21 protein-coding genes are annotated in these 21,047 nt (G+C 55.1%); 12 read left to right on the top strand and 9 right to left on the bottom strand.

What is annotated here, in order from left to right; all coding sequences use genetic code 11:
* Positions 1-67: 67 nt before the first annotated feature.
* The 5 genes from pcnB (at position 68) to panD (ending at position 4,180) form a co-directional block, all read left to right on the top strand.
* On the top strand, positions 68-1,465 hold the full coding sequence (pcnB, locus tag PGQ95_RS16860; RefSeq protein ID WP_087860859.1) for a polynucleotide adenylyltransferase PcnB: 1,398 nt from the start codon (positions 68-70) through the stop codon (positions 1,463-1,465).
* A complete protein-coding gene (gene folK, locus PGQ95_RS16855) occupies positions 1,462-1,941 on the top strand; it encodes a 2-amino-4-hydroxy-6-hydroxymethyldihydropteridine diphosphokinase (RefSeq protein ID WP_047065193.1) in 480 nt (159 codons plus the stop codon). Before pcnB ends, folK begins: the two co-directional genes overlap by 4 nt.
* A gap of 120 nt (positions 1,942-2,061) precedes the next feature.
* A complete protein-coding gene (gene panB / locus PGQ95_RS16850) occupies positions 2,062-2,853 on the top strand; it encodes a 3-methyl-2-oxobutanoate hydroxymethyltransferase (RefSeq protein ID WP_087860861.1) in 792 nt (263 codons plus the stop codon).
* Positions 2,854-2,864: 11 nt separating this feature from the next.
* The gene (gene panC, locus PGQ95_RS16845; protein WP_213794589.1) at positions 2,865-3,719 is read left to right on the top strand and encodes a pantoate--beta-alanine ligase; all 855 of its coding nucleotides are present in this window, start codon (positions 2,865-2,867) and stop codon (positions 3,717-3,719) included.
* Positions 3,720-3,799: 80 nt separating this feature from the next.
* Positions 3,800-4,180 (top strand): aspartate 1-decarboxylase, encoded by a 381-nt coding sequence (gene panD / locus PGQ95_RS16840; protein WP_087860863.1) that lies wholly within the window; start codon positions 3,800-3,802, stop codon positions 4,178-4,180.
* Positions 4,181-4,214: 34 nt separating this feature from the next.
* On the opposite strand, the gene PGQ95_RS16835 is transcribed toward panD, so the two are convergent.
* The 4 genes from PGQ95_RS16835 to PGQ95_RS16820 all read right to left on the bottom strand — a co-directional run bounded on the left by PGQ95_RS16835 (position 4,215) and on the right by PGQ95_RS16820 (position 7,782).
* Positions 4,215-5,468 carry a polysaccharide deacetylase family protein gene (locus tag PGQ95_RS16835; protein WP_213317268.1) on the bottom strand — a complete coding sequence of 418 codons (1,254 nt, stop codon included), beginning with the start codon at positions 5,466-5,468 and terminating at the stop codon, positions 4,215-4,217.
* Between the two features lie 56 nt (positions 5,469-5,524).
* Positions 5,525-5,965, bottom strand: a complete 441-nt coding sequence (locus PGQ95_RS16830; RefSeq protein WP_015368202.1) for a PTS sugar transporter subunit IIA — start codon at positions 5,963-5,965, stop codon at positions 5,525-5,527.
* Positions 5,966-6,088: 123 nt separating this feature from the next.
* Positions 6,089-6,859: an ABC transporter permease gene (locus tag PGQ95_RS16825; RefSeq protein WP_015368203.1), complete on the bottom strand. Its 771-nt coding sequence runs from the start codon at positions 6,857-6,859 to the stop codon at positions 6,089-6,091.
* Entirely contained in the window at positions 6,856-7,782 is a 927-nt protein-coding gene (locus PGQ95_RS16820; RefSeq protein WP_015368204.1) for an ABC transporter ATP-binding protein, read from the bottom strand. Before PGQ95_RS16820 ends, PGQ95_RS16825 begins: the two co-directional genes overlap by 4 nt.
* 230 nt (positions 7,783-8,012) lie before the next feature.
* Between PGQ95_RS16820 and can the strand changes: the two genes are divergently transcribed.
* Complete coding sequence (gene can, locus PGQ95_RS16815; protein ID WP_015368205.1) at positions 8,013-8,675, top strand: carbonate dehydratase; 663 nt, start codon at positions 8,013-8,015, stop codon at positions 8,673-8,675.
* A gap of 57 nt (positions 8,676-8,732) precedes the next feature.
* Here can and hpt read toward each other — a convergent pair whose 3' ends face one another.
* Both hpt and PGQ95_RS16805 read right to left on the bottom strand, forming a co-directional pair.
* On the bottom strand, positions 8,733-9,269 hold the full coding sequence (gene hpt / locus PGQ95_RS16810; RefSeq protein WP_015368206.1) for a hypoxanthine phosphoribosyltransferase: 537 nt from the start codon (positions 9,267-9,269) through the stop codon (positions 8,733-8,735).
* A 19-nt stretch (positions 9,270-9,288) separates the two neighbouring features.
* A complete protein-coding gene (locus PGQ95_RS16805; protein ID WP_161801955.1) occupies positions 9,289-9,393 on the bottom strand; it encodes a hypothetical protein in 105 nt (34 codons plus the stop codon).
* A gap of 78 nt (positions 9,394-9,471) precedes the next feature.
* On the opposite strand from PGQ95_RS16805, the gene PGQ95_RS16800 reads away from it, so the two are divergent.
* Positions 9,472-11,862 (top strand): glucose/quinate/shikimate family membrane-bound PQQ-dependent dehydrogenase, encoded by a 2,391-nt coding sequence (locus PGQ95_RS16800; protein WP_430918796.1) that lies wholly within the window; start codon positions 9,472-9,474, stop codon positions 11,860-11,862.
* Positions 11,863-11,937: 75 nt separating this feature from the next.
* Here PGQ95_RS16800 and cueO read toward each other — a convergent pair whose 3' ends face one another.
* Complete coding sequence (cueO, locus tag PGQ95_RS16795) at positions 11,938-13,533, bottom strand: multicopper oxidase CueO (protein WP_032716038.1); 1,596 nt, start codon at positions 13,531-13,533, stop codon at positions 11,938-11,940.
* A gap of 145 nt (positions 13,534-13,678) precedes the next feature.
* Between cueO and PGQ95_RS16790 the strand changes: the two genes are divergently transcribed.
* From PGQ95_RS16790 to speD, 5 genes are all read left to right on the top strand, one after another.
* The gene (locus tag PGQ95_RS16790) at positions 13,679-14,026 is read left to right on the top strand and encodes a YacC family pilotin-like protein (protein WP_015704423.1); all 348 of its coding nucleotides are present in this window, start codon (positions 13,679-13,681) and stop codon (positions 14,024-14,026) included.
* Between the two features lie 264 nt (positions 14,027-14,290).
* Positions 14,291-14,704 (top strand): hypothetical protein, encoded by a 414-nt coding sequence (locus PGQ95_RS16785; protein WP_045359055.1) that lies wholly within the window; start codon positions 14,291-14,293, stop codon positions 14,702-14,704.
* Between the two features lie 8 nt (positions 14,705-14,712).
* A complete protein-coding gene (locus PGQ95_RS16780) occupies positions 14,713-15,993 on the top strand; it encodes an FKBP-type peptidyl-prolyl cis-trans isomerase N-terminal domain-containing protein (protein ID WP_045359057.1) in 1,281 nt (426 codons plus the stop codon).
* Positions 15,994-16,114: 121 nt separating this feature from the next.
* Entirely contained in the window at positions 16,115-16,975 is an 861-nt protein-coding gene (speE, locus tag PGQ95_RS16775; RefSeq protein WP_032716034.1) for a polyamine aminopropyltransferase, read from the top strand.
* A gap of 24 nt (positions 16,976-16,999) precedes the next feature.
* Entirely contained in the window at positions 17,000-17,794 is a 795-nt protein-coding gene (gene speD, locus PGQ95_RS16770) for an adenosylmethionine decarboxylase (RefSeq protein ID WP_032709898.1), read from the top strand.
* 74 nt (positions 17,795-17,868) lie between these two features.
* Here speD and yacL read toward each other — a convergent pair whose 3' ends face one another.
* The gene (gene yacL, locus PGQ95_RS16765; protein ID WP_015368214.1) at positions 17,869-18,231 is read right to left on the bottom strand and encodes a protein YacL; all 363 of its coding nucleotides are present in this window, start codon (positions 18,229-18,231) and stop codon (positions 17,869-17,871) included.
* Between the two features lie 186 nt (positions 18,232-18,417).
* A complete protein-coding gene (acnB, locus tag PGQ95_RS16760) occupies positions 18,418-21,015 on the bottom strand; it encodes a bifunctional aconitate hydratase 2/2-methylisocitrate dehydratase (RefSeq protein WP_430918792.1) in 2,598 nt (865 codons plus the stop codon).
* Positions 21,016-21,047: the final 32 nt, after the last annotated feature.

The following is a 21,047-nucleotide window of genomic DNA, read 5'->3' as shown; positions in this document are numbered from 1 at the left end:
TAAATGCAACCTGAAGCCCATAGAGTAATGTTTTATCCGAAGTTCGTCTGACACTACGAGGTGCACCATTTTTACCCGAGTCGCTAATTTTTGCCGCAAGGTGCTAAGCCGTGAAGAGCGCGAGGCAGAGGCTGCCGCCGTCGAACAAACGCATATGACGGTGATCCCGCGTGAACAGCATGCAATTTCCCGCAAAGATATCAGTGAAAACGCGCTCAAGGTGCTCTATCGACTGAACAAGGCGGGCTACGAAGCTTACCTGGTCGGCGGCGGCGTTCGCGACCTGCTGCTGGGCAAGAAGCCAAAAGATTTTGACGTCACCACCAGCGCGACCCCGGATCAGGTACGTAAACTGTTCCGCAACTGCCGCCTGGTCGGCCGTCGCTTCCGCCTGGCGCACGTGATGTTCGGGCCGGAAATCATTGAAGTCGCTACCTTCCGCGGCCATCACGAAGGCCACACCAACGACCGCGTCACCTCCCAGCGCGGCCAGAACGGCATGCTGCTGCGCGATAACATCTTCGGCTCTATCGAAGAAGATGCCCAGCGCCGCGACTTCACCATCAACAGCCTTTATTACAGCGTGGCGGATTTCACCGTACGTGACTACGTTGGTGGAATGCGCGATCTGCAGGAAGGGGTAATTCGCCTGATTGGCGACCCGGAAACCCGTTACCGTGAAGATCCGGTGCGTATGCTGCGCGCGGTACGCTTCGCCGCCAAACTCCATATGCGCATCAGCGCCGAAAGCGCCGAGCCAATTCCACGTCTGGCCGCCCTGCTACACGACGTACCGCCAGCGCGTCTGTTTGAAGAAGTGCTGAAGTTGCTGCAGGCAGGTTATGGTTATGAAACCTATCAACTGCTGCGCGAATACAGCCTGTTCCAGCCGCTGTTCCCGACAATCACCCGCTACTTCACCGAGCGTGGCGATAGCCCGATGGAACGTATCATTATCCAGGTGCTGAAGAATACCGATAACCGCCTGCATAACGATATGCGCGTCAATCCAGCGTTCCTGTTCGCGGTCATGTTCTGGTATCCGTTGCTGGAAATGGCGCAGAAAATCGCGCAGGAGAGCGGGCTGGCCTATTACGACGCCTTCGCGCTGGCGATGAACGATGTACTGGATGAAGCCTGCCGGACGCTGGCAATCCCTAAACGCATCACCACCCTGGTGCGCGACATCTGGCAGTTGCAGCTACGTATGTCCCGCCGTCAGGGCAAACGCGCGTGGAAACTCATGGAGCATCCGAAGTTCCGCGCCGCCTATGACCTGCTTGAACTGCGCGCAGGCGCCGAGAACAACCACGAACTGCAGCGCCTGACCAAATGGTGGGGTGAGTTCCAGGTGGCCGCGCCGCCGGAACAGAAAGATATGCTCAACGATCTCGGCGACGATCCCGCTCCGCGCCGTCGCCATCGCCGCCCGCGTAAACGCGCGCCGCGTCAGGGTAACGCATGACCCTGGTCTATATCGCCATTGGCAGTAATCTTGCCTCGCCGCTCGAGCAGGTGAATGCCGCTATCCGCGCGCTGGCCGACATTCCGGACAGCCGCGTGGCGAGCGTGTCTTCGCTCTACCGTACGCCGCCGCTGGGGCCGCAGGATCAGCCCGACTATCTCAATGCCGCCGTCGCGCTTGAAACCTCGCTCGCGCCAGAAGCGCTGCTCGATCACACTCAGCGCATTGAGCTGCAGCAGGGACGGGAGCGCAAAGCCGAACGCTGGGGGCCGCGTACGCTGGACCTCGACATCATGCTGTTTGGCGATGCGGTCATTAACAGCGAGCGTCTGACGGTGCCGCACTACGATATGAAAAATCGCGGTTTTATGCTCTGGCCGCTGTTTGAAATCGCCCCACAGCTCCACTTCCCCGATGGCCTCGCCCTTCGCGCCGCGCTGGAAAATCTGGGCGCCGAAAAACCCGCTCTCTGGTAACCCCTACTCCCTTTTTTAGCATTTACGGCGATAGTGGTAATCGGTTGCCCAAAATCATTGCCCCCCTGAATGCTGCTGTTAGAATGCCGGTTAATATGACTTTCATCATCAGGAAACGTTATGAAACCGACCACCATTGCCCTGCTGCAGAAATGCAAACAGGAGAAAAAGCGCTTCGCCACTATCACCGCCTACGACTACAGCTTCGCTAAGCTTTTTGCCGATGAAGGCATTAACGTCCTGCTGGTGGGCGATTCGCTGGGGATGACGGTACAGGGCCACGACTCCACGCTGCCGGTGACCGTTGACGATATCGCTTACCACACCCGCGCGGTTCGTCGCGGCGCGCCGAACAGTCTGCTGCTCGCCGACCTGCCGTTTATGGCCTACGCCACGCCGCAGCAAACTTTCGAAAATGCCGCCGTCGTGATGCGCGCCGGCGCCAATATGGTCAAACTTGAAGGCGGCGCGTGGCTGGCTGATACCGTCAGGATGCTGGCGGAACGCGCGGTGCCAGTTTGTGGTCATCTCGGCCTGACGCCGCAGTCGGTGAACGTTTTTGGCGGCTATAAAGTTCAGGGGCGCGGCGATGCGGCGCAGGCGCTGTTCGATGACGCGTTAGCCCTGGAAGCGGCTGGCGCGCAGCTGCTGGTGCTGGAGTGCGTGCCGGTAGAGCTGGCAAAACGCATTACCGAAGCGCTGACGATCCCGGTTATCGGCATCGGCGCAGGTAACGTCACCGACGGGCAAATCCTGGTGATGCATGACGCTTTCGGGATCACCGGCGGCCATATTCCTAAATTCGCGAAGAATTTCCTCGCAGAAGCGGGCGACATCCGCGCCGCGGTACGGCAGTATATTGCCGAAGTCGAATCCGGGGCCTATCCGGGCGAAGAACATAGTTTCCATTAAGGAGTCTTGTTGTGCTGATAATTGAAACCCTGCCGCTGCTGCGCCAGCATATCCGTCGTTTACGCCAGGAAGGCAAGCGCATTGCGCTGGTTCCCACCATGGGCAACCTGCACGATGGCCATATGAAGCTGGTCGATGAAGCCAAAGCCTGCGCGGATGTCGTGGTGGTCAGTATCTTCGTGAATCCGATGCAATTTGACCGCCCGGACGATCTGGCGCGCTACCCGCGTACGTTGCAGGAAGATTGCGAAAAGCTGAACAAGCGCAAGGTCGATTTTGTCTTTGCACCGGCGCCGGCGGAAATTTATCCGCAGGGTACTGAAGGACAGACTTTCGTTGACGTTCCTGGCCTGTCGACCATGCTGGAAGGCGCCAGCCGCCCTGGCCACTTCCGCGGCGTCTCGACCATTGTCAGCAAGCTGTTCAACCTGGTGCAGCCGGATGTCGCCTGCTTCGGCGAGAAAGATTTCCAGCAGCTGGCGCTGATCCGCAAAATGGTCGCCGATATGGGCTACGACATCGAGATCGTCGGCGTGCCGATTATCCGCGCGAAAGACGGCCTGGCGCTAAGTTCGCGCAACGGTTATCTGACCGCCGAGCAGCGTAAAATCGCCCCGGGTCTGTACAAAGTGCTGAGTTCGGTGGCGGATAAACTTGCCGCTGGCGAGCGTAACCTCGAGGAAATCATTGCCATCGCCGAGCAGGAGCTCAACGAATCAGGTTTTCGCGCCGACGATATCCAGATCCGTGATGCCGACACCCTGCTGGAGCTCACGGATGCCAGCAAACGCGCGGTGATCCTGATGGCGGCATGGCTGGGCCAGGCGCGTCTGATTGATAACAAAATCGTCAAGCTGGGCCAGTAGCCTGGAACGAAAAATCGGGTTATTTTCTCAAAGCGGATGCCGTGTCCGCTTTGCTACATAAAGGTTGGAAGGTAGAAGTTATGATGCGTAATATGCTGCAGGGCAAGCTCCACCGCGTTAAAGTCACGCAGGCTGACCTGCATTACGAAGGGTCCTGCGCCATTGACCAGGATTTCCTCGAAGCGGCCGGTATTCTGGAAAATGAAGCCATTCATTTGTGGAACGTGACCAACGGTAACCGTTTCTCGACTTATGCGATCGCCGCCGAGCGTGGTTCGAAGATTATCTCCGTCAACGGCGCTGCGGCGCACTGCGCAAGCGTCGGCGATATCCTCATTATCGCCAGCTTCGTGACCATGTCTGACGAAGAAGCCCGCACCTGGCAGCCGAAGATCGCCTATTTCGAAGGCGATAACGAAATGAAGCGCCAGGCGAAAGCTATTCCGGTGCAGGTCGCCTGATTCTTACGGCGCTGCGCTCAGCCGCAGCGCCGGTTTACCCTTGCGGCTGATTGCTGATAAGCCGCGACATCGTCTCCAGCGAATCGGTACGCAGGATATACAACCGCTTCAGCAGGAACGGATTATCCCCCGGTTTCACCTTCCCTCTCACCGTCGTTACCGCCAGATGAAAACCGGCATCGTTCGCCGCCTTAACCGCCGTGGCGTTATAGCCGCCGAACGGATACGAAAGATACAGCACGTGCGGATTAAACTGGCTCAGCGCTCGCCGGGAACGCTCGAAATCAAAGAGAATGTTGTGATAATTCCGGCTGAGTAATATCGGGTGACGGGCGGCATCGACCCGGTGCAGAAAATGGGTATGCGACTGCACATCAAACACGTCCTGAATCTGTCTGAGCTCAGAGATACTCATAAACTGCAGCGATTTCGGATCCCACTTTTGCGGATGACGTTTGATCCGCGATGAGATAATAAATGCCGTAGCGTGGAAGCCGTACTGCTTGAGGATCGGATAAGCGTAGCGATTCACCGACTTGAGGCCGTCATCAAAGGTAATCACCACCGAGCGCGCAGGCAGATTAACCTTGTTACGTAAATACCCTTCCAGTTGATACATCGTCAGCGTGGTATAGCCCTGGTCACGCAGCCAGGTCATCTGGTTACTGAAAGCGCGCACCGAGGTGGTGGTCGAGGTATGGCGGAAACGGCTATTTTCTTCATCACGCAGAATATGGTGATAAGTCAGTACCGGAATGCCGTTATCCTCCTGCGCGTCCAGGCTGCTTACCCACGCCAACCGGTTACCGATACGAATCTGATACCAGGTTTGATTAAGGCGGTCTTTCAGCTTGCTGATAATGGGATAGCGCAGGTTATTGGCCAGGGTGCCAAACGGCGGGCTGCCCACTGACGGCGCATCGTAAACCGGCGTGTCTTTCCAGGTCAGCAGGTTCTGGTTGCTCAACGGCTGATGTAAATCACCCAGATTATCCTCAACCCGTTTCGCGCCCTGCACCGGCCCCAGATGCCCTTTATCAATAAAGCCAGTACCGAAGCCGAAATTGAATTCATAATAGTCTGCCGTGGTCGGCACCACGGCGAGGATCTGCCCGGCGCGAACGTTGCCGACGCTCACTACATGGTTGCCGACCTGCGCCCAGATATCGGCATCTTCTGTGATTTGCATATAGCGTGCGGGGACGCCCTGTTGGCTGAGCAGGCTAGCGGAAACGCTGACTGACGTCAGCAAAAGGAATAATGTTATGACTCGGGCAAACATGCGCATCGAACCGGTAAACCTGAATGCCGCCATTGTAACAAAAGCGGCATCAATGCTAATGCCTAATTTCCGAACGTATCATGCAGTAGACGAAAAGGCGGATTCTTTTGCTGTTGATGCCAAAGACTGCTCACCGTCGGGCCTCCAGCGCTAACGATAGCATTACGGAAGGCATCACTGCTGAGGGTATAGCGCTGTAAATACATTTCCTCCAGCAATGGATAGCGAATGCCGGAAATAACTTCACAGTGGGTGTGTTTGTGACTCATCAGCGCGGCGGCGCGATATGGCGCGGCACCGGTTTTATCGGTGAGAAAAATCACGCCATCGCCGCAGTCCGTGGCATGTAGCGCATCGCACATCATGCGGCTCAGCATATTGACGCTCAGATTACGCCAGTAATTCACCGCCCGGCACTGCGCCAGCGGGCCAAACTTTTTCTCCAGACGATCCAGCATCTCCTGCGCCAGCTCATCATGGCAGGTAATTACCCAACCTAACATCGCCTACCTCCTTAGCAGGCAAACAATTTAGCAGGGCAAGCGTTGAGGTGGGGTGATGGGTATCAAAAATTACCGCTTAGCGCCCCGGCAAGGTGAAATTAGCGGGGGCGCTTGTAGAGAGGATTAGCTACGCAGGCCACGCCCACGCTGGATCAGGTACCAGCACAGAATATAGAAGGCCACGATAAACACCACCAGCACACCAAAGGTGGTCGCCAGCGGGACGTCATGAATGCCGAGGAAGCCAAAACGGAAGCCGCTAATCATGTAGACGATAGGGTTGAGATGCGACAGCGCCTGCCAGAACGGCGGCAGCAACGTCAGCGAATAGAACACCCCGCCCAGGTAGGTCAGCGGCGTCAGCACGAAAGTCGGGATCAGGCTGATGTCGTCGAAGGTTTTCGCAAACACCGCATTGAGCAGGCCCGCCAGCGAGAACAGAATTGCCGTCAAAATCAGCGTCAGGGCGACAAACAGCCAGGAATGAACCTGGAACGGGACGAAGAACAGCGAGATAGCCGTCACCAGAATGCCGACACACAGCCCACGCGCCACCCCGCCGCCGACGTAACCGGCGATCACCACGTGGGTTGGCACCGGCGCCACCAGCAGTTCCTCAATGTTACGTTGGAACTTGGCGCTAAAGAACGACGAAGCGACGTTGGCGTAGGCGTTGGTGATCACCGCCATCATAATTAGCCCCGGCACGATAAACTGCATATAGGTAAAACCGTGCATCTCGCCGATCCGCGAGCCGATCAGATTGCCAAAGATGACGAAATAGAGGGTCATGGTGATCACCGGCGGCACCAGCGTCTGTACCCAGATACGCATAAACCGGTGGATCTCTTTGGTCCAGATGCTTTTCAGCGCGACCCAGTAAAGCTGCATCATGCTGATTCTCCTTTTTTGTCGTGCACCAGCGTGACAAACAGCTCTTCCAGACGGTTGGCCTTGTTACGCATACTTAATACCTGCACGCCCTGGGCGCTTAGCTGGGCGAAAACGCTGTTAATCCCCTGCTCGCGCAGCACTTCAACTTCCAGCGTCGAGGTATCAACCAGCCGGTACTGATACCCGTCGAGGGTTGGCAGCGGGCTTTTCGGCGCCAGATCGAGGATAAAGGTTTCAGATTTCAGCTTAGCCAGCAGCGCCTTCATCGAGGTATTTTCCACCAGCTCGCCGCTCTGGATAATGCCGATATTACGACACAGCATTTCCGCTTCTTCCAGATAGTGGGTCGTGAGGATAATGGTGGTGCCTTTATCGTTGAGATCTTTGAGGAAACCCCACATCGAGCGACGTAGCTCGATATCAACGCCAGCGGTGGGTTCATCAAGAATGAGCAGCTTCGGCTCATGCATCAGCGCGCGGGCAATCATCAGGCGGCGCTTCATCCCGCCGGAGAGCATACGCGCGCGTTCATTGCGTTTTTCCCACAGATCGAGCTGTTTCAAATACTTTTCGCTACGCAAAATTGCTTCTTTACGCTCAACGCCGTAGTAACCCGCCTGGTTAACCACGATTTGCTGTACGGTTTCGAATGGGTTGAAGTTGAACTCCTGCGGCACCAGCCCGAGCTGGCGCTTGGCGTTCACCACATCTTTTTCCAGGTCGTAGCCAAATACATTAACCTGGCCGGAGGTTTTATTAACCAGCGAACTAATGATACCGATAGTCGTGGATTTCCCCGCGCCGTTCGGGCCCAGCAGCGCATAAAAGTCGCCGGCTTCAACCTGCAGGTCGATGCCTTTCAGCGCCTGAACCCCGCCGGGATAGGTTTTCTTGAGCTGTTTTAATTCCAGAGCAATGGTCATTAAATGTCTCTTCTCGTGTCTTCACATCTAATTTACCCAAATAATTCATGTTGCAGGAAGGCGGCAAATGAGCGAATCCCCAGGAGCTTACATAAGTAAGTGACTGGGGTGAACGAGTGCAGCCAACGCACCTGCAGCATGAAGTATGACGGGTAAAGATTGTTTTCAAAAAGGTGAGCTTACCCTATATTAGCGCAACGCACTTACTTGGTTACAGGCCGTAAACGTCCATGAATGATATAGATACACTCATCAGCAATAATGCACTATGGTCAAAAATGCTGGTGGAAGAGGACCCCGGCTTCTTTGCGAAATTGTCGCAGGCGCAGAAACCGCGTTTTCTGTGGATTGGCTGTTCCGATAGCCGCGTCCCCGCAGAGCGCTTAACCGGCCTGGAACCCGGTGAGTTGTTCGTGCACCGTAACGTTGCCAATCTGGTGATCCACACCGACCTGAACTGTCTGTCGGTGGTGCAATACGCCGTTGACGTGCTGGAAGTCGAACACATTATTATCTGCGGCCACTACGGCTGCGGCGGTGTACAGGCGGCGGTCGAAAACCCGGAATTGGGGCTTATTGATAACTGGCTGCTACACATTCGCGATATCTGGTTTAAACACAGTTCGCTGCTCGGTGAAATGCCGGAAGAGCGGCGTCTGGATACACTTTGCGAACTGAACGTGATGGAGCAGGTATACAACCTGGGACACTCGACGATCATGCAGTCGGCGTGGAAACGTGGACAAAAAGTGACGATCCACGGCTGGGCTTATGGTATTCACGACGGACTACTGCGCGATCTTGATGTCACCGCCGTCAGCCGGGAAACCCTCGAGCAGCGCTATCGCCACGGGATTTCCAATCTCAAGAGCAAGCACGCCAACCATAAATAGCCGCCGCGCTCACCGCCCCGGATAAGGCGCTCACCCTATCCGGGACCGCAACAATAATTACTCGTCCAGCAGGATCACTTTACCGACGTACGGCAGGTGGCGATAGCGCTGAGCGTAGTCGATGCCGTAGCCCACCACGAACTCATCCGGAATCGCAAAACCTACAAACTCAACCGGGACGTTCACTTCACGACGGCTTGGTTTATCCAGCAGCGTACAGATAGCCAGCGATTTCGGCTCGCGCAGGCTGAGGATTTCGCGCACTTTAGACAGGGTGTTGCCGGAATCGATGATGTCTTCGACGATCAGTACGTCCTTACCGCGAATGTCTTCATCCAGGTCTTTAAGGATTTTGACATCACGTGTGGTGGACATGCCGCTGCCATAGCTGGAGGCGGTCATAAAGTCGACTTCATGCGGTACCTGAACCTCACGGCACAGGTCAGCCATAAACATAAATGAACCGCGCAACAAACCCACCAGCACCATTTCGCTGCCGCTGTCTTTGTAGCGTTCATTAATTTGACGACCCAGTTCGGCGATACGCGCTTTGATCTCGGCTTCCGGGATCATCACTTCTACAGTATGTTTCATTAAACTAACCATTTGATTCTTAGGATAAATCTTCAAAGCCGCTGCTTTCACACCGACGTTGACCGGCAAGCGATACAGTATACCAGCAAAACGAAATCTTCGGTGCAGTGAATAATAAAGCCATATTTGTGATTCCGATCACAGTTGTTAAATCCTATAATTAATTGCAGTTAAAAAATTAACAACTGAAGAGTGTCTTTCTATGGCAGAAACAAAATCTCAACAATCACGGTTACTTGTCACGCTGACGGCGCTGTTTGCCGCCTTCTGTGGCCTGTATCTGTTAATCGGTGGGGTATGGCTGGCCGCTATCGGCGGTTCATGGTACTACCCTATCGCAGGCCTGGTGATGCTGGCCGTCACCGTCCTGCTGTTCCGCGGCAAGCGCTCAGCGCTGTGGCTGTATGCCGCCCTGTTGCTGGCAACCATGATTTGGGGGGTATGGGAAGTCGGTTTCGACTTCTGGGCGCTGACGCCGCGTAGCGACATCCTGGTCTTCTTTGGCATCTGGCTGATTCTGCCATTTGTCTGGCGTCGTCTGCCGGTCCCTTCCGCCGGCGCCGTTGGCGGTCTGGTTATCGCCCTGCTGATTAGCGGCGGGATCCTGACCTGGGCCGGTTTCAACGACCCGCAGGAAGTGAACGGTACGCTGAGCGCTGACGCGACGCCGGCCGCGCCGATTTCTACCGTCGCCGATAGCGACTGGCCGGCCTATGGCCGTAACCAGGAAGGCCAGCGTTTTTCGCCGCTGAAGCAAATTAACGCCGACAACGTGAAGAACCTGAAGGAAGCCTGGGTATTCCGCACCGGCGACCTGAAGCAGCCGAACGATCCGGGTGAAATCACTAACGAAGTGACGCCGATTAAAGTTGGCGACACGCTGTATCTGTGTACCGCGCACCAGCGTCTGTTCGCGCTTGACGCGGCCACCGGTAAAGAGAAGTGGCATTTTGACCCGCAGCTGAACGCCGATCCGTCGTTCCAGCACGTGACCTGCCGTGGCGTTTCCTATCATGAAGCCAAAGTAGATAACGCCCCTGCCGACGTCGTCGCCGACTGCCCGCGCCGTATTATTCTGCCGGTCAACGATGGCCGCCTGTTCGCGGTGAACGCCGACAACGGTAAGCTGTGCGAAACCTTTGCCAACAAAGGCATTCTCAACCTGCAGACCAACATGCCGGTGACCACGCCGGGCATGTATGAACCGACGTCGCCGCCGATTATCACCGACAAGACTATCGTCATTGCCGGCGCGGTAACCGATAACTTCTCAACCCGCGAGCCATCAGGCGTGATCCGCGGCTTTGATGTGAATACCGGTAAACTGCTGTGGGCCTTCGACCCGGGCGCGAAAGACCCTAATGCGATCCCGAGCGATGAGCATCACTTCACACTCAATTCACCTAACTCCTGGGCGCCTGCCGCCTATGACGCTAAGCTGGATTTAGTCTATCTGCCGATGGGCGTTACCACGCCGGATATCTGGGGCGGCAACCGCACGCCGGAACAGGAACGTTACGCCAGCTCTATCGTGGCGCTGAACGCAACCACCGGTAAACTGGCGTGGAGCTACCAAACCGTACACCACGATCTGTGGGATATGGATATGCCGTCGCAGCCGACGCTGGCCGACATTGATGTGAACGGTAAAACCGTACCGGTGATTTACGCTCCGGCCAAGACCGGCAACATCTTCGTGCTGGATCGCCGTAATGGCGAACTGGTGGTCCCGGCGCCGGAAAAACCGGTTCCGCAAGGTGCGGCGAAAGGCGATTATGTCGCTAAAACCCAGCCGTTCTCCGAGCTGAGTTTCCGTCCGAAGAAAGACCTGACCGGCGCAGACATGTGGGGCGCCACCATGTTTGACCAGCTGGTGTGCCGCGTTATCTTCCATCAGATGCGCTATGAAGGTATCTTCACTCCGCCGTCTGAACAGGGCACGCTGGTGTTCCCTGGTAACCTGGGGATGTTTGAATGGGGCGGTATCTCCGTCGATCCAAACCGTCAGGTGGCTATCGCCAACCCGATGGCGCTGCCTTTCGTCTCTAAATTAATCCCGCGCGGCCCGGGCAACCCGATGGAACCGCCAAAAGACGCGAAAGGCTCTGGTACCGAGTCCGGCGTTCAGCCGCAGTATGGCGTCCCGTTCGGCGTCACCCTGAACCCGTTCCTGTCGCCGTTTGGCCTGCCGTGTAAACAACCGGCATGGGGTTATATCTCGGCGCTGGATCTGAAGACCAATGAAGTGGTGTGGAAAAAACGCATCGGGACGCCGCAGGATAGTCTGCCGTTCCCGCTGCCTGTCCCGCTGCCGTTCAATATGGGTATGCCGATGCTGGGCGGTCCGATCTCAACCGCCGGTAACGTGCTGTTTATCGCCGCCACCGCCGATAACTACCTGCGCGCTTACAACATGAGCAATGGCGAAAAACTGTGGCAGGCGCGTCTGCCGGCAGGTGGCCAGGCGACGCCGATGACCTATGAAGTGAATGGCAAGCAGTACGTTGTCATCTCTGCAGGCGGTCATGGCTCGTTCGGTACCAAGATGGGTGACTACATCGTTGCCTACGCGCTACCGGATGACGCGAAGTAAAATGCAAAACGGCAACGAAAGTTGCCGTTTTTTTATTTGCCCCCCTCACAGGAGAAGGCGGCAGGTCGCACAGCCCTAAACGGTGAACCCCAACATCATCCCGGTGTCTTCATGCTCCAGTAGATGACAGTGCGCCATATAGGCAAACTCCCTGGGCGCCTGATGATCGAACTTCACCAGCACTTCACTCACCCCGCCCTCCACTCTTACCGTATCCTTCCAGCCGCGACGATGCGCCGCTGGCGCCTGGCCATTTTCACTCAGAATGCGGAATTGCGTGCCATGAATATGGAAAGGATGCAGCATCATGTCACCCTTGCCGGAGATCAGCCAGCGCTCGTACTGCCCCCTGGCCGCGGCGAACATCGGCACATTCATATCAAAGGCTTTACCGTTGATACGGTTGGCGTTATGGAAATCGAAGCCCTTATCAGATGAAGCGCCATGTCCCATTCCGCCACCATGGTTCATATTCTTCATCTGACCGTGATTCATATTGCCCATGTCGCCATGATCCATCATCATCCCATGGTTCATACCGGACATCGCCTGGTCGCCATATTTCTTCATCAGCGCCTGCATTCCCATCATATCGAGCATCGGATCCATCGACAGCTGCAGCGTGCGCTGCGTCAGTCCCTCCAGTGACGGCAGCGCGGGCATCGCCGCCAAAGTATCGGGTAGCTTACCGGATGCCGGGATCAATAGCGGCTGTATACGGAGCACCGGCTGCGGCTTATCAAATGGCGCAATCGCCATCCCCATCTGGCTCACCGGCAGCGTCAGGAGATCAAATGCCTTTCCGTCGCGGGTATCAATCAATACCTCAAAGCGCTCACCCATCAGTACCGGCAGTTCGCTCACTTTGACCGGTTCCGCCAACAGGCCGCCGTCGCTTGCTACTACATACATTGGGCGGCGATCGCTGGTAGCGAAATTCAGCGAGCGGGCATTACAACCATTAAGCAGACGCAGGCGCAGCCAACCGCGCGGTGGAGCGTGTTCGGGATACAGCGCGCCGTTCGTCAACAGGGTATCGCCAAACCAGCCAACGGCGGCGCTCATGATATCGAGCTGATAATCTATTTCTCCATTGGCATTGAATCTTTTGTCCTGCACGATCACCGGAATATCATCAATTCCCCACTGCTTCGGCAGCAGTAATTGCCCGCTCTCGACATCTTCAATCAGCACCAAACCCGCCAGCCCCATCGCGACCTGACGGCCGGTTTTACCATGCTGATGGGGATGGAACCAGCAGGTCGCCGCTCGCTGCGTCGGCGTAAAACTCACCGTCCTTGAGGCTCCTGCGGCGATGACGCCCTGCGGGCCGCCATCGACTTCGCCAGGCACTTCCAGCCCATGCCAGTGGACCGTGGTCTCCTCCGCCAGGCGGTTATGAATATCTACCGTCACCGCTTCACCTTGCTTCAGCTTCAACGCAGGCCCGAGGAGGTTGCCGTTATAACCCCAGGTCGTCGCAAGATGCGGGCCAAACTGCGTCTTTCCGGCTTGAATCGTCAGCGTAATGCGATTGCGCGCGTCGGCGGTCAATAAATCCGGGACCGGCAAAGCCGGACGGCCAGCAGCGAATACCGAACGGCTCCAGAGCGGTAAGGCGCTGACCGCGCCAAGCGCGGCGCTTAATTTGATAAACTCACGACGTTGCATTTTCACATCCTTTTATTCTGCTGGTGAATATTTAAGCTTAAACCCTCCCGCAACGGGAAGGTCAAGCAGAAGCTTGTGAATAAAGCTCTGCGTGGTGTAAAGAAGTATGCTAACTTTGATTGTCCGTGTTTCAATGGTAGAAAAAATGAAGACGTTTTTCAGAACAATGCTGTTTGGCAGCCTGCTCGCCCTCTCCGCCAATAGCTATGCATTAAGTGAATCCGAAGCGGAAGATATGGCTGATTTAACGGCGGTATTTGTATTCCTGAAAAACGATTGCGGCTATCAAAATTTGCCAAATACGCAAATTCGCCGCGCGTTGGTCTTTTTTGCCCAGCAAAACCAATGGGACCTCAGCAACTACGACAGCTTTAATATGAAAGCATTAGGTGAGGACAGCTATCGCGATCTCAGCGGTATCAAAATCCCAACAGCCAAAAAATGCAAAGCTCTGGCCCGAGACTCCCTCAGCCTGCTGGCCTATGTGAAGTAAGCCTATCTGCAGCCGCGGCGATGCGGCTGCATCTGTGTATTCACGCCTCCCCCTCTCCACCAACATTGACGAAATATGAATTCATTAACCAGTATTTATATTTGACGCCCCCTGATACTATTTAGTTTTATTAATTAACCGTTAGCTTAATTTATCAGTAAAAATCACATTCAAGAGCAAACAATTCAACTCGTCATTTATTGCAAAGGCCATCAAGCGAATTAAAATCGCCAGTAACCTCTCTTATTGCAATGGAATGACATTTTGAATATCTCACCTTTTTTTCGCTTACTTCCGTTCGCGTTTATCATGCTAGCTGGCTGCCAGGCACATCGTCAGGCTAACACATCCATAACGCCACCAATCGCCATCGCCACCGATGCGCAACAGAATGAAAAGCTGCGGCTGGCCGCTGAACAGGAGCGGCTTAATGCCTGTCGCCAGGCTTTAGATTCGTTAAAAGAGGTTAATCCGAAAGAAGCCTCAAGACTGGGTAGTGAATTCACCGCGCTGATAGGTGCGGCGTCGCAATATAATTCAGTGCGTACGAAAGTCGCCGATCCCACCCGTCAGGGCATCGATTCCATGTATCAATTTAAATCCATCAAGCTTTGCGCCGATATTGAAAAGTCGCTGATCGATAGTCTGGTCATGCGCGGCGATAATGCGGTGAAGTGACAGGCGCTATGATAATTCGCCTTAATATAATGACGCTGGCCTTCCTTTTGCTGGCGTCCCTTTTTATTGGTCATGCGCAAGCGGATGACGGCGCGCCTGCGTTTCTCAACTATGTCCAGCAGCAGGAGAAAAAAGAGAAGAAAGAAATACCTCCGGCGCCGGAGGCCAGTAAACCCGTCAGGGCCCGCGACAACAACACGGCAGCGCTGCAAAAAAAACTGGCCGCGCAAAAAAGTCTCATTGCCGACAAAGATAAGACCATCCGCCAGCTGCAGGCACAGCTAAAATCACAATCTCCCGCCGTCACGCCAGCGCCGGTAGATAATTCAGCGTTGAATAAAACCATCGCACAGCTTCAGGGCCGGATAACCGCGCTGGATACGGAAAACAAGCGGCTTGTTCAGCAAGCCCGCACCTTCCAGCAGGAAAAAACCGAGGGCGCAGATAATCTCAAACACTCTGCCGCCGCTCTGCAGGCGCAAACGGTAAAGCTCAACGCGCTGGAGACAGACAAGCAGGCCCTGAGCGATAAGCTGGCTGCGGCAATAGCGGAGAAGCAGAAGCTGAGCGCCGAACTCGCCGCAGTAAAAACCACCACCGCGGCAACCAAATCACCCGCGCTAAACCTCAGTAATGCCCCACAGCAGCAGGCATACTCCGTCGGTGTATCAATAGGGCAAGATGCGCTTAAAACGCTGTCCAGCCAGGCAGCGAAAGGGTTAAATCTGCAACAGGAGACCGTTATTAAGGGCATTAACGATGTTTTTGCCGGTAAGCTGGCGCTGGATGAACAAGCGCGCAATAAGGCGCTTTTCGACGTGTCGCAGCGGTTATACAAAAACATTGATAAAATTGAGCAGCAAACCCTCCGCGAAGGTAAAGAGTATCAGCAGCAATTTGCCGCGCAGAAAGGCGTTCTACTCAAAGGCGGGATCTATAGCCGCATTGACTACCCCGGCAAAGGTGAAATTGATGATAACGATATCGTCACCGTCGTTATCAAAGAAAGCTTGATCGACGGTACCGTGATAAACGATATGGAAGCCGAAGATAAGGTCTGGTCACAGGCGCTAAGTCAGTATCCCGTGACCTTCCGTGAACCGCTTAAACGCCTGAATAACCATGGCGCCATCACTATCGTGGTTCCATCGGAGCGCGCCTACGGCAGCAAAGGGATCCCTGGAAAAATTCCGCCGGGCGCGACGATGGTGTATACCGTGCGAATTGTTGACGTCAGGCCCAACAGCGATCAACAACCCAAAACACCTGCGCCGAAAACCTCACGCTAGCGAGAGTTCAGCCAAACAGTAGAAGGTTCACTATTCGCCATATCAATCTCTATCTATAGTTGGCTATGATGGGGTGCCCGCTTTGTGGGCACCACAGAAGTTAACAAAGGAGGAGTAAGCCATGGCCGAGAGTAATCAGTGGCATGAGACGCTGCACGACCATTTTGGTCAATATTTTACCGTTGATAACGTGCTGTACCATGAGAAGACCGATCATCAGGATTTAATCATCTTCGAAAATGCGGCATTTGGCCGCGTGATGGCGCTTGATGGCGTGGTGCAAACCACCGAGCGCGATGAGTTTATTTACCATGAAATGATGACCCACGTTCCGCTGCTGGCCCATGGTCACGCAAAGCACGTGCTGATCATCGGCGGCGGCGATGGCGCGATGCTGCGTGAAGTCTCCCGCCACCAACATATCGAAACCATTACCATGGTGGAAATCGACGCCGGAGTGGTATCGTTCTGCCGCCAGTACCTCCCAAACCATAACGCCGGCGCCTATGACGACCCGCGCTTTACGCTGGTGATTGATGACGGCGTGAACTTCGTCAACCAAACGTCACAAACTTTTGATGTCATTATCTCCGACTGTACTGACCCGATCGGCCCCGGTGAGAGCCTGTTTACCTCGGCGTTTTATGCTGGCTGTAAACGTTGCCTGAACCCCGGCGGAATTTTCGTTGCCCAGAACGGCGTAAGCTTCCTGCAGCAGGATGAAGCGGTAGGCAGCCATCGCAAACTCAGCCACTATTTCACCGATGTCAGCTTCTACCAGGCGGCGATCCCGACCTACTATGGCGGCATCATGACCTTTGCCTGGGCGACCGATAATGAAGCCCTGCGTCATTTGTCGACGGAAATTATTCAGGCCCGCTTCCATAGCGCCGGGCTGAAATGCCGTTATTACAACCCGGCAATTCATACCGCGGCTTTCGCGCTACCGCAATACCTGCTGGATGCGCTGACCGCCAGCTAACCTGAAACGAGGAGGTGAACCAAATTGAAAAAGCTTAAGCTGCACGGCTTCAACAACCTGACTAAAAGCCTGAGTTTTTGTATTTACGATATCTGCTACGCTAAAACCGCCGAAGAGCGCGATGGCTATATCGCCTATATCGATGAACTCTATAATGCCAACCGCCTGACGGAAATCCTCTCCGAGACCTGTTCAATCATTGGCGCCAACATACTCAACATCGCACGCCAGGATTATGAACCGCAGGGCGCAAGCGTCACCATTTTGGTTAGCGAAGAGCCTATCGATCCGCAGCTTATCGATCAGAGCGAGCATCCGGGCCCGCTGCCTGAGACCGTGGTCGCACATCTCGATAAAAGCCATATCTGCGTGCATACCTATCCGGAAAGCCATCCGGAAGGCGGTCTGTGCACCTTCCGCGCCGATATTGAAGTCTCCACCTGTGGAGTGATTTCACCGCTGAAGGCGCTGAACTACCTGATTCACCAGCTGGAATCCGATATCGTAACCATTGATTATCGCGTGCGTGGTTTCACCCGTGATATCAACGGCATGAAGCATTTTATCGATCATGAAATCAACTCTATTCAGAACTTCATGTCAGAAGATATGAAGTCGCTCTATGACATGGTGGACGTGAACGTCTATCAGGAAAATATGTTCCATACCAAAATGATGCTGAAAGAGTTCGATCTGAAACACTACATGTTCCACACCAAACCGGAAGAGTTAAGCGAACAAGAGCGCAAGGTGATTACCGACCTGCTGTGGAAAGAGATGCGGGAAATTTATTACGCCCGCAATATCCCTACGGTGTAATGACTGAAATGCCCGGCGGCGCTTTTGCTTGCCGGGCCTACGGGGTTCCGCGCCGCCCGGCACCGAACGAATGATTAACGCTGCTGCATAAATTCACGGTATGCGGCAACCACCTGCAGGAAATCCTCCACGCCGCAAAGAGAGAGGCTCTCTTCGTCGTAGTAATTCATCCCCTCTTCCATTTCATCGCCGGAAAATTCCAGTTGGTTGGCGCGGATCATCACTTCTTCGCCATCCAGCCACAACGTATATTCATGGCCGGCCCGCTGCCAGGAACGTTCACTGCCTTTCACGGTGCGCGCTGCCTGTTCCACTTCATCCAGAAGGGCCAGGTTATCTTTCACCTCTTCGTTGAACCAGTGACCAATCGCCTCGTGGTCCATCGACATTCGCACCTTTACCACACCGGTAATATCGCGCAGAAATTCGTAATCCATAATCTTTTCCTCTGCAAGGGCAATGCGTCACCGCTGCACTGTACCCATAACCTAATTATCGCAGCAGACAGGAAGAAAAAAAGCGCAACGGGTGGGAGGTTTAAAAATAAAAATGCCCGCTGATGCAATGTTCAGCGGGCATTGGAGAGTTTGTAGCCAAACGGTCAGCCGGGCTGACCGAACGGATTACACGGCGGTCTGGAAGATCACGCCGTCAGCTTTTTCAGTGTACTGATCCAGCTGGTTAAAGTTCAGGTAGCGATAGGTATCTTCCGCCGTCTTATCAACCTGAGCGACGAAGGTCTGATACTCTTCCGGCGTCGGCAGTTTGCCCAGCAGAGAAGCAACCGCCGCCAGTTCGGCAGAGGCCAGATAGACGTTGGCGCCGGTACCTAAACGGTTCGGGAAGTTACGAGTAGAGGTCGACACGACCGTCGCGCCGTCAGCCACGCGCGCCTGGTTGCCCATACACAGGGAACAGCCAGGGATTTCGATACGCGCGCCGCTCTTACCAAACACGCTGTAGTAGCCTTCTTCTGTCAACTGCGCGGCATCCATACGGGTTGGCGGCGCCACCCACAGGCGAGTCGGCAGTTGGCCTTTGTGGCTGTCCAGCAGTTTACCGGCAGCACGGAAGTGGCCAATGTTGGTCATGCAGGAACCGATAAACACTTCGTCGATCTTCTCGCCCTGCACGTCTGACAGCAGACGCGCATCGTCCGGATCGTTCGGTGCGCACAGGATTGGCTCTTTGATATCCGCCAGATCGATGTCGATCACTGCCGCGTATTCCGCATCAGCGTCGGCTTCCAGCAGTTGCGGATCCGCCAGCCATTTTTCCATGCCCTGGATACGGCGCTCCAGCGTACGACGATCGCCGTAACCTTCTGCGATCATCCACTTCAGCAGGACGATGTTGGAGTTCAGATACTCAACGATCGGCTCTTTGTTCAGCTTGATGGTACAACCTGCAGCTGAACGCTCGGCGGAAGCATCGGTCAGTTCAAATGCCTGCTCGACTTTCAGATCCGGCAGACCTTCGATTTCAAGGATGCGGCCAGAGAAGATGTTTTTCTTCCCTTTCTTCTCAACGGTCAGCAGGCCCTGCTTGATAGCATACAGCGGAATGGCGTGAACCAGGTCGCGCAGGGTAATGCCCGGCTGCATTTTACCTTTGAAGCGCACCAGTACTGATTCCGGCATATCCAGCGGCATCACGCCGGTCGCGGCGGCGAAGGCCACCAGACCTGAGCCCGCCGGGAATGAGATACCAATCGGGAATCGGGTATGGGAGTCGCCGCCGGTACCTACGGTATCAGGCAGCAGCATACGGTTCAGCCAGGAGTGGATAACGCCATCGCCCGGACGCAGTGAAACACCGCCGCGGTTCATGATGAAGTCCGGCAGAGTGTGGTGCGTGGTGACGTCAACCGGCTTCGGATAGGCTGCAGTGTGACAGAAGGACTGCATCACCAGGTCAGCGGAGAAGCCCAGGCACGCCAGGTCTTTCAGCTCATCGCGGGTCATTGGACCGGTGGTGTCCTGAGAACCGACGGAGGTCATTTTCGGCTCGCAATAAGCGCCCGGACGGATACCGGCAACGCCGCAGGCGCGGCCAACCATTTTCTGCGCCAGAGAGAAGCCGCGGTTGCTTTCCGCCACATCTTTCGCATGACGGAAGACGTCGCTGTGCGGCAGACCCAGCGCTTCGCGCGCTTTGGTCGTCAGTCCGCGACCAATGATCAGCGGAATACGGCCACCGGCGCGCACTTCGTCGATCAGTACATCGGTTTTCAGTTCGAAGCTTGCCAACAGCTCGTTGGTTTCGTGGTTACACACTTCACCTTTGAACGGGTAAACGTCAATGACGTCGCCCATGTTGAGGTTGCTCACGTCCACTTCAATAGGCAGCGCGCCCGCATCTTCCATGGTGTTGAAGAAGATAGGCGCGATTTTGCCGCCCAGGCACAGGCCGCCGCCGCGCTTGTTCGGTACGTTCGGGATATCGTCGCCCATGAACCACAGCACCGAGTTGGTGGCGGATTTACGCGAAGAACCGGTACCGACAACGTCGCCAACGTAGGCCAGCGGGAAGCCTTTCTGCTGCAGCGCTTCAATTTGTTTAATCGGACCGACCGCGCCCGGCTGATCCGGTTCAATTCCTTCGCGAGCGTTCTTCAGCATCGCCAGAGCGTGCAGTGGGATATCCGGACGGGACCAGGCATCAGGCGCCGGAGACAAGTCATCGGTATTGGTTTCGCCGGTAACTTTGAAGACGGTAACGGTGATTTTTTCCGCCAGTTGCGGACGGTTCAGGAACCACTCGGCATCAGCCCAGGATTGCATAACCTGTTTAGCGTACTCATTACCCGCTTTGGCTTTCTCTTCTACGTCATAGAAGTTATCGAACATCAGCAGGGTATGGGACAGCGCTTTCGCGGCAATCGGCGCCAGTTTGGCATCGTCCAGCGCTTCAATCAGGGGGTGAATATTGTAACCGCCCTGCATGGTGCCCAGCAGTTCAACGGCTTTTTCAGGGGTAACCAGTGGGGAGGTCGCTTCGCCTTTGGCGATAGCGGCAAGGAATCCGGCTTTAACATAGGCGGCTTCATCGACGCCCGGCGGTACACGGTTGGTAAGCAGATCTAACAGGAATTCATCTTCACCCGCTGGCGGGTTTTTCAGCAGTTCTACCAGCGCGGCCATTTGGGTTGCGTCTAAGGGTTTGGCAACAATCCCCATGGCTGCACGCTCAGCTACGTGCTTACGGTATTCTTCTAGCACGACGGTTCTCCTCGCTCTCATTGTAAAATGCG

It is taken from the genome of Klebsiella sp. 141240 (assembly GCF_050600805.1).
Taxonomy (GTDB): Bacteria; Pseudomonadota; Gammaproteobacteria; order Enterobacterales; family Enterobacteriaceae; genus Klebsiella; species Klebsiella aerogenes.
Note: the sequence above shows the minus strand (reverse complement) of the source record. Positions and strands in the feature narration are given on the sequence as shown.